The organism is Herpetosiphon sp. NSE202 (assembly GCF_042688385.1).
Taxonomy (GTDB): Bacteria; Chloroflexota; Chloroflexia; order Chloroflexales; family Herpetosiphonaceae; genus Herpetosiphon.
On the sequence record NZ_JBHUPY010000012.1, the window covers coordinates 23,822 to 37,389 of the forward strand.

Here is a 13,568-nt window from a genome sequence, read left to right on the forward strand (position 1 = left end):
AGCCCCGCTTGGCATTAGAGGGTTTCGCCGCGTTCCAGCGTAGCAACAAAGTCGCGAATCCGTTTGGCCCGGGTTTCGGGCTTTTTGGCAGTTTGGATGCGAAACAAAAATGGATAGCGTTGCGTTTGTTTGAGCGAGGCAAAGAAGTTGGCGGCGCTTGGGCTAGCATCAAGCGCTGCCTGAAAATCCTCTGGTATAGCAGCATTTTTGGGCGAATCGTAGGCCGCATCCCAACGGCCATCAGCCTTGGCCCGTTCAACTTCGGCCTTGCCAGCGGCATGCATTAGGCCAGCAGCGGTCAAACGCTCAATATGATCACGGTTCACTTTCGACCATGTGCTTTTTTTCGTTCGTGGGCTAAATTTTTGCAACCAAAACTGCTCATCGATTGGTTTGGCTCGGCCATCAATCCAACCAAAGCACAAGGCTTCATCCAAGGCCTCAGCCCGATTAACCGAGGCAATTCCGGTGGCTTTTTTAGCTAGTTTAAGCCAAACCCCGTTGCTGGTGGCATGTTCAGCCTCAAGCCAAGCCCGCCATTCCGCTTGATTGGCAAAACTGAGGATTGGTAATTCGGCCTTCGTTTTATCGCTCATCACACACTCCTTAAATACATCAAGCACACTCTCATTATTTATCAGGATTGGGCAATCAAATCAAGTTAAAAAGTTTCGCCCCGTTCGAGCATCGCCACAAAATCGTGGATTCGTTTGGCGCGAGTTTCGGGCTTTTTGGCGGTTTGGATGCGAAATAAAAATGAATAGCGGTTTGCCTGTTTGAGGGTGGCAAAGAAGTTGGCAGCAGTTGGGCTAGCATCGAGCGCCGCCTGAAAATCGTCGGGTACAGTGGCGTTTTTGGGCGAATCGTAGGCCGCATCCCAACGGCCATCGGCTTTGGCCCGTTCAACCTCAGCATCGCCAGCGGCATGCATCAAGCCAGCAGCGGTTAAGCGTTCAATATGATCACGATTAACTTTCGACCAAATGCTTTTTTTGCCCCGTGGTGTGAACTTTTGCAACCAATATTGCTCATCAAAGCTCTTTTTTTGGCCGTCAATCCAGCCGTAACACAAGGCTTCGTCAAGCGCTTGGGCATAATTAATTGATGCAATGCCGGTGGCTTTTTTGGCCATTTTGAGCCAAATTCCGGCGCTGGTAGCATGTTCAGTTGCGAGCCATGCCCGCCATTCCGCTTGGTCGGCAAAGCTCAGGGTTGGCAATTCGGCTTTTGGTTTCGCGCTCATCACACACTCCTTAAATACAATGACGTGCTCATGGAAGCATACAATCCATGAGCACGTCAACCGAGAATTAATATTTAGGGTTGAGCAATAAACTGATTGCTGAAGGCGCTGCTTAATTCAACATCTTTGGCCAATACGCCTTGGCTGCGCAAAAAGCTATGGGTTGCTTCCCAGCTGGCCAAATCGGTGTAGCCAAGCCCATATTTAGCGGTCAAATCGCTTTGCCAATAGCCAATCGTTTCGGCTAAAACTTTTTGTTGCAAGGCCTTGGTCGCGTCATCAGCAGCTTGCAGTTCGGGAATTTCGGCCAAGCTGGCGCTAAATGCCTTATCTGGATCAGCCGCAACATCGCGCATGCCCAAGGCAGTTGCTTTGACGAAACCTTGAACCAAAGCTGGTTGGTCTTTAATCAAGCTTTCGCTCACAATAATGCCATCGGAGGTTAAGGCAAATGAATCCGAAACCCGAATCACATTCAATTTAACTCCGGCCTCGGCCAGTTGAATTGGCTCGTTATTGCCGTAGCCGCTGGCAACTTGCACTTTATCTTCGCTCAAGGCCTGCACTTGAGCAAAGCCAATTTCCTGAATCTGCAAATCGCTTTCTTGCAGCGAATTTGCATACATCAAGGCCAACAAGCCAATGTACGAGGCTCCAAAACGACCTGGAATGCCCACAGTTTTGCCTTTGAGATCGGCTGGGGTTTTGATATTCAGCTCGGCTTTGCTATAAAAAACCGTTGGCGTGCGTTGGCTAATCGTCGCAACATTGACAATTGGCAAGCCCTGCGCGCGTGCCAGCAAGACTGAATCGCCGCCAGCCATGCCAAAATGCACCGAGCCATTGGCTACACGCTGCACCGAATCAGTTTCATATTGATAATCGAACGTCACATCCAAGCCTTCGGCTTCATAATAGCCTTGGGTTTTGGCCAAATAGAAGGGTGCAAATTGAATATTTGGCACATATGGCATGGCAATTGTAACTTTGGTTAGCGGCTTGGCTTGATTATTTTCCCCAGTAGTAACCGCAGTATTTGCCACAGTTTGCCCGCCACAAGCCGTCAAAAAGAGTAGCCCAACAATCGGTAAGACACGACGATATTGCATTGAAAGCTCCACACACATCTATTCCCAAGTGACCAAACGTCGTTCTAGCCACATTGCTAGCTGATAAAACCCAAACGTCAGCAAGCCCAGCGTAAACAAGGCTGCAAAAATCAACGGCGTATCGAATAAACCACGGGCGATGTTGATTAAGGCGCCTAGCCCTTCGCGGCCACCAATAAACTCGGCTACCACCGCGCCGGTTGTCGCCAAAGCCAAACCGGTTTTGATGCCGCCAAAAATCCCTGGTAAGGCCAAGGGCAATTCAATTTGCCACAAGCTTTGCCAGCGATTTGCGCCGCTAATTGCCGCCATCTCGCGAATATCGCGCGGCACGCTACGCAAGGCCACAACCACACTGCTCAGCATTGGAAAGAAGGTTACCAAAGCAGCGACCAATAATTTAGCCCGCAGATCAGCGCCAACCCAAATCAAAATCAAGGGCGCAACTGCCACAATCGGAATCGCCTGCACAATCGCCAATTGTGGCGAGACAATTCGATCAAGCCAGTGCCAATTGGCCAAAATGTAGCCCAAAACCAAGCTCGCAGCGAAAGCCAAGCCAAAACCACCCAAGGCTTCGGTCAAGGTGCGCAGAGTGTGTTGCAACAACGCGCCTTGGGTCAATTCCTGCCACCAGCGGCTAGCAACCGCCTCAGGTGTGGGCAGCACAAAAGCTGGGTATTGTTGCCAAGCAACCAAGCCACGCCATGCCAACAACACCCCAAGCAGCGAAAGCCCAATCCACAAGCGGCTCGAACTAAGCCAGGTGCGGCGTTGCTTGCGGCGCAACGGAGCAGCGGGAGCTTCTACGACATACTTCATCCGGCCATAATCTTGTAACATACGTGACACCTAAAAACAAAAAACCCCAAAAGAATCAATCATCTCAGGGTCAATCAACACGTAGATGCACGCAAGCCAAACGTTACTGCAACGAGACAGCACGCTTGAATGACGCAAATAACCCACAGCATTGTAGGTACACATACGTTGATCGATCTTCTTCCATCCGGACTTTGACCGTCGGCTCTGGATTCGCACCAGCATCCTACCTTGCGGCTCGCGGGCTTATGTGGCTGAACCACCATCACCGCCGATAAGGAATTTCACCTAACCCTGAAGACCATAGTATTTAGTTACCTGTACCATAGCACTGAGTTTTGTAACTGTCAATACACTAACAGGCCAATTCGACTGAATAAGGGATTAGAGTGAGCATGCCCTCACCCCCAACCCCTCTCCCACTGGACGCGGGCGAGGGGCTTTAATTGCGTGGTTCTACCGCACTGCGTGGTGAAAATGGATGCTCCCCCTCGCCCGCGTTTTCGTGGGAGAGGGGACACGGTTTCCAATAAACCATTACAATGAGAGGCTAGGGGTCAGGGGCCAACATAATCAAGCAAATCTGTGCAATCTGTGGCTAAAATATTCATTGTTCGTGCAATGAGTGCAATTTGTGGCTAAATATTTCAAATACTTGGCCCATAAAAAAAGCAACTGCCACGTTTGGCAATTGCTTGTAAGCTAGCTTAAAAAACCAGCAGGGTTAGAATTCGATTTTTTCTTCAATCTCGCTCAGCATAATCCGCGCAAGGGCCAAATTAGCGGTTGGTTTGTTGAGCGCGAGGTACAGGAAGATACTTGGTTTCTTTTGCAAAATTCGAATCAGATGATATTGCGTCCCTAAGGTAATCAAAATATCTTCAATCTGATCCTTTAGCCCAAGCCGACCCATCACTTTCATTTTAGAACGTACTACTTCAGTATTGCCTGCTGCAGCCAACTCTAAATTAAGGGCGCTATTCCCGCCAGCAGTGCCAAGGGTCATGCCGCTGGTATAATCCACCAAAGCAACGCCTAACGCACCGTCGATGTTCATGGCCTCTTCGAGCGACTGTTTAATGTTATTCATACAACGTCCTTTTGTTCTACGCTCCAGACACAGAGGTATCATAGAAGGATTAAACTAGCCCGTCAAGAGCTAGCAGCAAATTCCATGGCTATCCATTTAGCTCGCTATCCACCAGCATAGCTAGTTGCTTGGTTTAGCTAAAACGCTCTACAACATGCAATTGCCCAGTTTGGGTGAGCCAGACTTCGAGCCACGGCTCGGCTTCCGCATAGGTGCAGAGAACCAGTTGTTGTTGCAACAATTCGGGCTAGTCGCCATCGGGCCAAACCATATGCCAACCACCAAGCGAAGCAACTGCATCTTCACGATACAGTGGGTGTTGCGCTTGATACAGTGTTTCATAGCCATCAACTAATTCGCGATCCGCAACATCATCAGCCCCAACCCAACCTTGATCATCACGAAATGAATCAATCCATTGTTGAATCGTTGCTGATCCAAAATGCAAAACTGCATCTAATGGCGGCAAACTCGTTGCTGGCTGGGCATATAATGCCTGCATTGTTGCTAATTGTTCTTTAGTAAGTGACAACGAGCTAAGTTTGACTGAATAATTCGATTCAGCAGCATATTCAATGATTAAGGACGTTGCTTCAGTCAACATTGGCAAATAGGCACAATCAACAATCAGCACTGGGCCTGATTCAGCATTTAATTCGCCCCAATAGCCAGCAATCGGCTGATCGGGGGTGCTTGGCTCGGTTGTTAACATCATCCAGGGACGAATTAAAACTTGTGCTTCAGCAAGTAACTTGGTTAAATCCATTTAAAAACCTCTTTCTTTACTAATTTCAACTATTTCTTCGATTCAAATAGATCCAGTATGTAACCTAGGAGGTTAATAATCGCTATACTCCCAAAAAAATAAATCGGTAACACCCATAGAACAAATAATACTGGCTTTTTGCTGATAAGCATATAACCAAGCAACAAACAAAGGATTGCTATGATATAAAGTTTGTTAAAAATTAATGATCGGTAGATATAATCACAATTATCAAGCGTAACTTCAATAAATGCCCATAGAGCGAGGATAAATACGATTATTCCGATAATAATTAGACCATATCCAAAGAAAAAAATCATTGTCCCATCCTTGCCCAAAATAGTATAGAGATTCCAGATCTAGGCCAGCAAACCAGTTGTAAATTGAGGTTGAACTCCGTTGAAAAACCGAGCACGTAGGTGTAATGGTTCATTAGGTTGGCAACCATGTGCATGCCCTCACCCCAGCCCCTCTCCCACTGAACGCGGGCGAGGGGAGCGCTGGTTTTTACCGATGTATTGCGCAAGAACCACCGCGTTAAAGCCCCTCGCCCGCCACGTGGGAGAGGGGTTGGGGTGAGGGGATCAGGCCGTGGTTAACCTGATGTATTAGTACACCTACGCTACAATAAGAGAGATCCTTCTGTTAGAGAGAATGTATCGAGCACTATCCAAACCCACACAATGAAACGCTTTTGTTTGTGCTTGTCGTTGGTAAAAAATAAGCCTAGTTTGAGAGAGGTCGTATGGATAATGAATTAAGCAAAGCAGCAAAACAGCCAATGCTTCCCAAACCAATTCCCATTCCACTACCGCCGAGAGCAGCGGGCGTTGCCAAATGGCCAGCAAACTGCAATGGTATTTTGCCAAATGTCGAGAGCTTTCGTTGGCCCGAAACTATGCAATGGATCGCAAGTTTGCCCAAACCGCGCGAACATATGCTGATCGAGCTTGGCGTAGGCATGGTTTTCCCAGGTTTGATGTTACGCCATTTTGCCTACACCACCCGTTGGTACAAATGCCCCATGGATTGGCTGGTTTATGCCCGTGGGTTATATGCCTTTTTGCAGCAGCCCGAACGCTTGCGCCGCTATCTCTATGGCGCGAGCATTAGCCCAGTAGAGCGCAAACAGCTTGATGAACTGCGTTCGAGCAGGATGTTTATTGGCCAACGCGACGCTTGGAACTACATCAATTCGCTTGAATGCGCAATTACGCGCAGCTTGCTAGCGGCAAGTTTAAGCTATGCGCTGCCTTTTTTGCTTGCTGATCCTGATTATCAAGCCCGCTATCCAAGCAGCATCCTTGATGTCTATTTGTTTGTGGTTGCCGCCAGCGATTTGTTTTGGCGCACCGATAAACTCTTGCAAATTATCGATGGCGAAGTCAGTAGCCTTGAAGATTTTGGTTTTTTCTAGCCAAATCAAGCGTGCACATACGAACAAGCGTGCTTTGACAAGCGCTCATGAGATCGGCTACACTGCATCCATACGCTAAACGAGGCTGATCTTATGGATGAATTTGAGTTAATTCCACAGCAGGGCAACAATCCTCTTGCGCCCAATTTCACCAACGTCATGAAGCAACGCAGTGTTGTCGCCGACCAAATTTCGGCCCAGCATAGTTTCATCGAATATCGCCTGCGCCAACGCCCGCAAACAATTCGCCGCCACAACACCGATTTGAAAATTTTTGCCGATTTTCTGGCCAGCATTGGCATTGTGATTCCGGTTGATGAACACGAAGTGCCAATTCTCGCTACCGAGCCAGCTGCTTGGGCCGAAATGAGCGTTGGCATCGTCACAACCTTTCGCACCTGGATGCTGAATGAAGGCTATGCGCTTGGCTCAGTTAATATTCGGCTTAGCACTGTGCGACTCTACTGTCGCTTGGCCCATCAAGCTGGGGTTTTGAGCCTTGAGGCGTGGAGCCGAATCCACACCGTCGAGGGTTATCGCCGCCGCGAAGGCGATGGGATTGATGCCCAACGTGAAGCCACCGAAACCCCAACCCGGCTTTCAACCAAAAAAGCTGCGCCTCACATCTTAGATCAAAGCCAAATTCGCGAACTCAAACGGGCCGCCCGCACCAATCCGCAAAATCGCACGCCCGAGGTTGGCTGGCGCGATTATCTGATCGTTTGCTTGCTGGTCGATTTGGGCATGCGCTGCGGCGAGGTTGTGGTGCTCAAGTGGGCGCATATCCAAGGCAAAGTCTTGCTGGTCGATCGACCAAAAGTTGATAAAGTGCAAAAACATCGGCTGATTGGTGATACCGCCAAAGCCCTGCGCGAATATCAAAAAGTTATTGCCCAACCAGCCAATCCCCAAACCGCGCTCTTGGCGGCGTTTGATCATAAAGGCAATCAGATTGGCTTTGGCATTTCTGAGCGGGCGATTCACAAACGTATCGTGCAGCTCGGCAAATTAATTGGCATCAACAACCTTGCGCCACATGATTTGCGCCATTCGTGGGCGACTCGCGTGGCCCAAACCAACATTCCGGTGCAAGCCCTACGCGATGCAGGCGGCTGGACCAACCTCAATACGCCCAACCGCTACATTGCCCAACAGGCGATTGCCAATGACGGCGTGAGCTTGTTTAGCGACGATGGCGCGCTTGATGACGATGATGCAGCCTAATTGCCACTTGCAGCTTTACCTGTTTGGGTTATGATGAACAGCAATTGAGTTTGGCTTGTGGAGTACCATTCAGCGTGGATAGCTTAATTCTGGCCTCGGCCTCACCACGACGGCATGATTTGTTAAGTAGTTTGGGCCTGTCGTTTATAATTGAGGCAAATGATGGGGAAGAGCGCCAAGATCAGGTTCCTCCGGCGATTGTGGAGCAACTTCCAGCCTTCGATTTAGGCCTCGCCAGTCACCCAACCTTGTTAGCGTGGCGCAAAGCCCAAGCCGCCCGCGAAACGAATCAGCAAGCAGTGATTCTTGCAGCTGATACAATTGTGGTGATTGATCGGATGATCTTGGGCAAGCCACGTGATCCGGCTCATGCTTATGAGTTACTGCGCCGCCTTGCCGGACGTTGGCATACTGTTTATACCGGAGTTGTGGTGCTACCCGCCGCCTCTGAACAGCCGTTATGTGAATTGGTTGCCGCCGAGGTGCATTTAGCGCCGCTCAGCGATGCTGAGATTTGGGACTACATTGCAACTGGCGAGCCAATGGATAAAGCTGGTGCCTATGGAGTTCAAGGCATTGGCGGACGGCTGGTCGAAGAGGTTCAAGGCAGTTTTACAACCGTTGTTGGGCTACCGCTTCCAACGACTGCCAGTTTGTTGAGCCAAGCGGGAATCGCAATTCCCTATAGCGTTGAGCAAGCATGGCAGCGTTGGCGTGCTACATTAGCAAAGGAACCACTATGTATGCAACAGTCAAAGTGCTGATGGTCGATGATCACCCGTTGTTCCGCCAAGGGGTGCGCTGGGCGCTGTCAAGCGAACGCGATATAAAGATCATTGGCGAGGGTTCTAGTGCCGAAGAAGGCTTGGTCTTAATTTCTGAGCATGAGCCAGATGTAGTGCTAACCGATTTGAACTTACCCAACATGGATGGCTTGGAATTTACCCGCACCATTCGCCGCCAATATCCAAACATTGGCGTGGTGATGTTGAGCGTCTACGAAAGCGACGAGCATGCCTTCAATGCCTTGCGCGCTGGAGCCGCCGCCTATTATTCCAAGGAAATTAGCCCCAAAACCTTGGCAACGGTCTTGCGACGAGTGGCCCGCGGCGAATATGTGATTAACGATGTGATGTTTGAAGATCCACGGGTCGCTGATCGAATTTTGACTCAGTTCCGGGGTTTGCAAACGGGCATTGTGGCCGAGCCAGACCTTGATATTAGCTTATTCTCGCCCTTGAGCGACCGTGAAATTGAGGTTTTGGAGCATATTGCCAGCGGCGCAACCAACAAAGATATTGCCGATGCGCTGAAAATTAGCACCCAAACCGTCAAAAACCATATTTCATCGATTTTGCGCAAGCTTTCGTTGAACGATCGCACGCAAGCGGTATTGTATGCGCTGCGCCGAGGCTGGATCGAAACCCCAGCAACCTTGTTGGAAAGCATCGAACGCCGTGGCTCGCAGGCACTGAATTTTAATAATGCTGATGATGACGACGAATGAAACGAGTAACAGTCATTCTTAATCCAATGGCAGGCAATGCCCATCAACGTCGTGCAATTGCCAAAGGTATCACCGAATGGCGCAGTAACCAAGGTTGGCAAGTTCGGCTGCGCGAAACCCGCCGCGCAGGCGATGCAACCACGTTTGCCCGCGAAGAAGCCAAACGCAACGATCTGATTGTAGCGGCTGGTGGCGATGGAACGATCAACGAGGTCATGAATGGCCTCGTTGGTACCGATACCGCTTTGGGAGCACTGCCGGTTGGCACAGGCAACGTCTGGGTGCGCGAATTACATCAATCGCTCAATCCGTTGCATGCAGCCCGCCAATTAGCTGATGGCCATGTCGAACTTGTCGATGTTGGGCAAGCCAACGAGCGCTATTTTTTGCTGATGGCTGGGATTGGCCTCGATGCGGCGATTACCCGCGAAGTGCGTTCTGCAGATAAAAAACGCTTAGGTCGCTTGGCCTATGTGATCAAAAGTTTGCCAGTGCTTTGGCGCTTACGTGGCACCCGCACCCGCATCAGCCTTGATGGTGAGCCACTCAAGGGCAATGCGCTGTTTGTGCTGATTAGCAACTCGCGGCTATATGGCGGCGTGCTCAACATTGCTTATCGGGCAGCCATGCGTGATGGAATGCTCGATGTTTGTACGATGATGGGCGATAGTGCCCTCGATGCCCCCAAATTGCTTGCCGGAATTTTGTTCCGCGGCTATGGGATGATTCAAGGCTTAGAATATCGCCAAGCTCGTGAGATCGAGATTGCATGCTCGAAGCCTTTGCCAATTCAAGTCGATGGTGATGCAATTGGCACCACTCCCATGACCTTTCGGGTCGTTCCGCAAGCGCTACGCGTGCTTTTACCGCGTACCACTGAAATCAACTAACCCTGTAGATGAGGTTCTGTGTGAGACGTTCGTTCTATTTGCTGATCGTGCTTTGTTTGTTGGCCGCCTGTAGTGAAGCAGGCTCAGCCCTGCCAACTATGGAGGCCCTCCCCACCACTGAAGCTCAACCAGCAGTCGATGAAACCCAAGCTACCCAAATTGTGGTCGAAAATCAAAGCAATGTTCCCGGCAAATTGCTCTTCGTGCGGGTCGAAAATGGCTCAGGCGATATTTGGGTCCACGAAGGCACCGAGGCTCGGCGCATCACCACATCACACAAAAAATACCAGCCAAGTTGGTCGCCAGATGGCAGCCAAATTGCCTACATTCAACGCGAAGAAAGCTTCGCCGATATTTGGGTGATGAATGCCAATGGCTCCAACAAACAGCAGGTAACCAATAACGAACCAGCGGGAATTCCAGCTCGTTCCGAAGATCATGTGCAAAGCATTCGCTGGGCCTTCTACCCACGTTGGTCGCCAGATGGCCAGTTTCTCAGCTATGTGTCGCAGGCCCAAACTCCGCGTAGCGTTGGTGGCGATTCGTACCAAGAGTATCCGCTTTCGCTCTATGTGTATGGCACCCGCCGCATTGGCAGTGGCGAGTTCCCAACTGCCAGCTTTCAACGCTTTGTTCAAGCAGATACCGATTTGAGCCACCCAACCTGGTCTGCAGATGGTTCGATGATTGTCTACAGTCAGGCCGAGCGCTGTTTTGGCTGCGAAGTGGCCGATATTCAACTTGGCTATGCTGTGCTTGATCTCCCAGGCGGCAATGACGAGTATGGCGTGCTGCAAGGCCCAAACGACGATACATTTAAAGGTGCGCTTGATCCAGCGTTCTCGCCTGATGGCAAATGGTTGGCCTTCACCAAGAGCGAAAATGGCTATAGCGATATTTTTATCGTGCCTGCTCCCGATGCGACTGGCAAAGTCAGTAGTGCGCCGATTAAACTCACCAGCACTGGCCGTTCGCGCCAAGCCACATGGTCGCCTGATAGCAGCAAATTGGCCTTCTTCACGATCAACGATCAGGTAACTCTTTCGATTGCCGATCTCACGGTTCAAGGCAATACGCCTAGCCTCGGCCAACCAGTCGATATTCGGCGCGACCTGTTTGATGTCGATTCAGGGATGGCATGGGCTAAATAAGGCCCATCCACCAAGGAGCAACGAAGCCCATGGATTTTGCGATTCCCAGCCAAATTGCCGCAATGCGTGAGCAAATTAGCCAATTTTTGGTTGAAAAGGTCTATCCCAAAGAGCAAGCATGGTTCGATTACGACGAAAAAGCCTATCCTGCTTGCTCAGAAGACCACCCAGAGATTCGGCAATTGCAAGCAGAGGTCAAGGAATTAGGTTTGTGGGCGGGCCATCTGCCACGTGAGGCTGGCGGCATGGGCTTATCGATTATGGAATATGGGCTGCTCAACGAAATTATCGGGCGCTCGTATTTTGCGCCGCGCATTTTTGGCTCGAACGCGCCTGATAGTGGCAACGCCGAAATTCTTTGGCACTATGGCACGCCAGCCCAGCACGAACAATTTTTCTGGCCCTTGCAGCAAGCAGCAGTGCGCTCGTTTTTCAGCATGACCGAGCCGGAGGTCAGCGGAGCCGACCCAACCTTGCTCGAAACTAGTGCCGAACTGATCGATGATCACTGGGTGATCAACGGGCGCAAATGGTATAGCACCAATGCCAATGGCGCTGGCTTTGGCATCGTTATGGCCAAAACCGATCCCGATGCGCCAACCCATTTGCGCTATAGCCAAATTATTGTGCCTGCCGATACCCCAGGTTTGACCTTGGTGCGGCCAATTTCGGTGATGGGCCATACCACTGGCGGCGGCCATTGGGAAATTGAATATACCAACGTGCGTGTACCTGCCGAAAACCTGCTTGGTAAGCGCGGCTCGGGCTTTGCAATTGCCCAAACTCGCCTTGGCCCAGGCCGCATTCATCATTGTATGCGCTGGCTTGGCCAAGCTCAACGGGCCTTCGATTTGATGTGCGAGTATAGTACCAAGCGGGTGGCATTTGGCGGGCCGTTGGCCGACAAGCAAATGGTGCAACATTGGATTGCCGAAAGTGCTGCTGAAATTCAAGCTGCCCGCTTGAGTGTGCTCCACGCCGCCTGGCAAATTGATCAAGCAGGCGCGAAATCAGCCAGAATTGACATCTCACTGATTAAATTTAGCGTTGCGGCAATGCTGATGAATGTACTTGATCGGGCAATTCAAGTCCATGGTGGTTTAGGGGTTTCCGATGATACGCCGCTAGCCTTTATGTGGCGACAAGGCCGCGCAGCGCGCATTTACGATGGGCCAGATGAAGTGCACAAAATGGTTGTCGCCCGTGAAATCTTAAAACGCTATGGCTATCCTGAGCGCAAAGTCTAAGTCTGTAGTCTTCCGAGGTACAACCCCATGGATACGATTCAAGTTCGGCCTGATGAACAGTTGAATGAATCAGCCTTGGCCGATTATTTATACGATAAGTTGCCTGGTGCCAGCCAAGCGTTAACCGTGCGCCAGTTTGGTGGCGGCGCTGCCAATTTGACCTATCTGCTTGATTATGGTCATTATGAATATGTGCTGCGTCGCCCGCCACTTGGCCCAGTTGCCCCTTCGGCGCACGATATGGGCCGCGAATATCGGGTCTTATCGCAATTGCATCCGGCCTTTGCGCAGGCTCCCCAAACCTTTTTATTCTGCAACGAACCTGAAATTATTGGCGCGCCATTTTTCATTATGGAACGTCGCCATGGCACGGTTGTGCGGCGCGAATTGCCGCTCCAATTCAATACGCCCGAGGCTCCACGGGCGCTCAGTTTGGCGCTCGTCGATACGCTTGCCGATTTGCACGCCGTCGATTATGCAGCAATCGGCTTAGGCCACATCGGCAAGCCTGATGGCTTCATCTTACGTCAAGTCGTTGGTTGGTATGAGCGTTGGAACAACGCCAAGCCCGATGATCTGCCAGCAATGGAGAATGTTTATGCCTGGCTTTGCGAGCAACAACCGCCTGCCTCAAGCCCAACCCTCGTTCACAACGATTACAAACTTGATAATGTGATGTTTCGCCAAAACGATCCCAGCCAATTAATCGCTGTTTTTGATTGGGATATGTGTACGTTGGGCGAGCCATTGGCTGATTTGGGCACGTTGCTTTGCTACTGGAGCCAGCCCGATGATCCGCCAGCCTTGCAAGCAGTCGCCATGATGCCAACCGACGATCGTTTTGCTAGCCGCGCTGAACTTATTGCGCGCTATGCAGCCCGCTCAGGCCGCGATGTCAGTCATATTCGCTATTATCATGTGCTTGGTTTATATCGTTTGGTCGTCATTTTGGCTCAAATTTATGCGCGCTACCAACGTGGCCAAACCAAGGATGCCCGCTTTGCCCAATTTGGTGCAGTTATTCCGATTATGGCCCAAGCTGCCGCCGACCTCACCAAATAATCATTAACCAACAGCGCAACGAGCGCATGATCAGGTTGAT

At 50.5% G+C, this 13,568-nt stretch carries 14 protein-coding genes and 1 riboswitch; of the genes, 8 read left to right on the forward strand and 6 right to left on the reverse strand.

Annotated elements, in window-relative coordinates; all coding sequences use genetic code 11:
* Window positions 1-14: 14 nt before the first annotated feature.
* From ACFMKP_RS14545 to ACFMKP_RS14570, 6 genes are all read right to left on the reverse strand, one after another.
* Window positions 15-596, reverse strand: coding sequence for a YdeI family protein (locus ACFMKP_RS14545; RefSeq protein ID WP_382292679.1), 582 nt, complete (start codon window positions 594-596; stop codon window positions 15-17).
* A gap of 65 nt (window positions 597-661) precedes the next feature.
* Window positions 662-1,243 (reverse strand): YdeI family protein, encoded by a 582-nt coding sequence (locus tag ACFMKP_RS14550; protein ID WP_382292680.1) that lies wholly within the window; start codon window positions 1,241-1,243, stop codon window positions 662-664.
* Window positions 1,244-1,317: 74 nt separating this feature from the next.
* Complete coding sequence (locus ACFMKP_RS14555) at window positions 1,318-2,352, reverse strand: ABC transporter substrate-binding protein (protein ID WP_382292681.1); 1,035 nt, start codon at window positions 2,350-2,352, stop codon at window positions 1,318-1,320.
* Between the two features lie 18 nt (window positions 2,353-2,370).
* Window positions 2,371-3,195: an ABC transporter permease gene (locus tag ACFMKP_RS14560; protein WP_382292682.1), complete on the reverse strand. Its 825-nt coding sequence runs from the start codon at window positions 3,193-3,195 to the stop codon at window positions 2,371-2,373.
* 150 nt (window positions 3,196-3,345) lie between these two features.
* Window positions 3,346-3,480: riboswitch (FMN riboswitch) on the reverse strand.
* Between the two features lie 418 nt (window positions 3,481-3,898).
* A complete protein-coding gene (locus ACFMKP_RS14565; protein ID WP_110515672.1) occupies window positions 3,899-4,264 on the reverse strand; it encodes a hypothetical protein in 366 nt (121 codons plus the stop codon).
* 247 nt (window positions 4,265-4,511) lie between these two features.
* Window positions 4,512-5,030 carry a hypothetical protein gene (locus ACFMKP_RS14570; RefSeq protein ID WP_382292683.1) on the reverse strand — a complete coding sequence of 173 codons (519 nt, stop codon included), beginning with the start codon at window positions 5,028-5,030 and terminating at the stop codon, window positions 4,512-4,514.
* Between the two features lie 745 nt (window positions 5,031-5,775).
* On the opposite strand from ACFMKP_RS14570, the gene ACFMKP_RS14575 reads away from it, so the two are divergent.
* From ACFMKP_RS14575 to ACFMKP_RS14610, 8 genes are all read left to right on the forward strand, one after another.
* Window positions 5,776-6,447: a hypothetical protein gene (locus tag ACFMKP_RS14575; RefSeq protein ID WP_382292684.1), complete on the forward strand. Its 672-nt coding sequence runs from the start codon at window positions 5,776-5,778 to the stop codon at window positions 6,445-6,447.
* A 93-nt stretch (window positions 6,448-6,540) separates the two neighbouring features.
* Window positions 6,541-7,671 carry a tyrosine-type recombinase/integrase gene (locus ACFMKP_RS14580; protein WP_382292685.1) on the forward strand — a complete coding sequence of 377 codons (1,131 nt, stop codon included), beginning with the start codon at window positions 6,541-6,543 and terminating at the stop codon, window positions 7,669-7,671.
* A gap of 74 nt (window positions 7,672-7,745) precedes the next feature.
* The gene (locus ACFMKP_RS14585) at window positions 7,746-8,435 is read left to right on the forward strand and encodes a Maf family protein (RefSeq protein ID WP_382292686.1); all 690 of its coding nucleotides are present in this window, start codon (window positions 7,746-7,748) and stop codon (window positions 8,433-8,435) included.
* Complete coding sequence (locus ACFMKP_RS14590; protein WP_204757742.1) at window positions 8,411-9,178, forward strand: response regulator transcription factor; 768 nt, start codon at window positions 8,411-8,413, stop codon at window positions 9,176-9,178. The genes ACFMKP_RS14585 and ACFMKP_RS14590 overlap by 25 nt, the downstream gene beginning before the upstream one ends.
* A complete protein-coding gene (locus ACFMKP_RS14595) occupies window positions 9,175-10,068 on the forward strand; it encodes a diacylglycerol kinase family protein (protein WP_204757743.1) in 894 nt (297 codons plus the stop codon). The genes ACFMKP_RS14590 and ACFMKP_RS14595 overlap by 4 nt, the downstream gene beginning before the upstream one ends.
* Before the next feature lie 20 nt (window positions 10,069-10,088).
* Window positions 10,089-11,219, forward strand: coding sequence for a TolB family protein (locus tag ACFMKP_RS14600; protein ID WP_382292687.1), 1,131 nt, complete (start codon window positions 10,089-10,091; stop codon window positions 11,217-11,219).
* A 29-nt stretch (window positions 11,220-11,248) separates the two neighbouring features.
* The gene (locus tag ACFMKP_RS14605) at window positions 11,249-12,466 is read left to right on the forward strand and encodes an acyl-CoA dehydrogenase family protein (protein WP_382292688.1); all 1,218 of its coding nucleotides are present in this window, start codon (window positions 11,249-11,251) and stop codon (window positions 12,464-12,466) included.
* Window positions 12,467-12,493: 27 nt separating this feature from the next.
* The gene (locus ACFMKP_RS14610) at window positions 12,494-13,528 is read left to right on the forward strand and encodes a phosphotransferase family protein (RefSeq protein WP_382292689.1); all 1,035 of its coding nucleotides are present in this window, start codon (window positions 12,494-12,496) and stop codon (window positions 13,526-13,528) included.
* The last annotated feature ends 40 nt before the right edge of the window (window positions 13,529-13,568 follow it).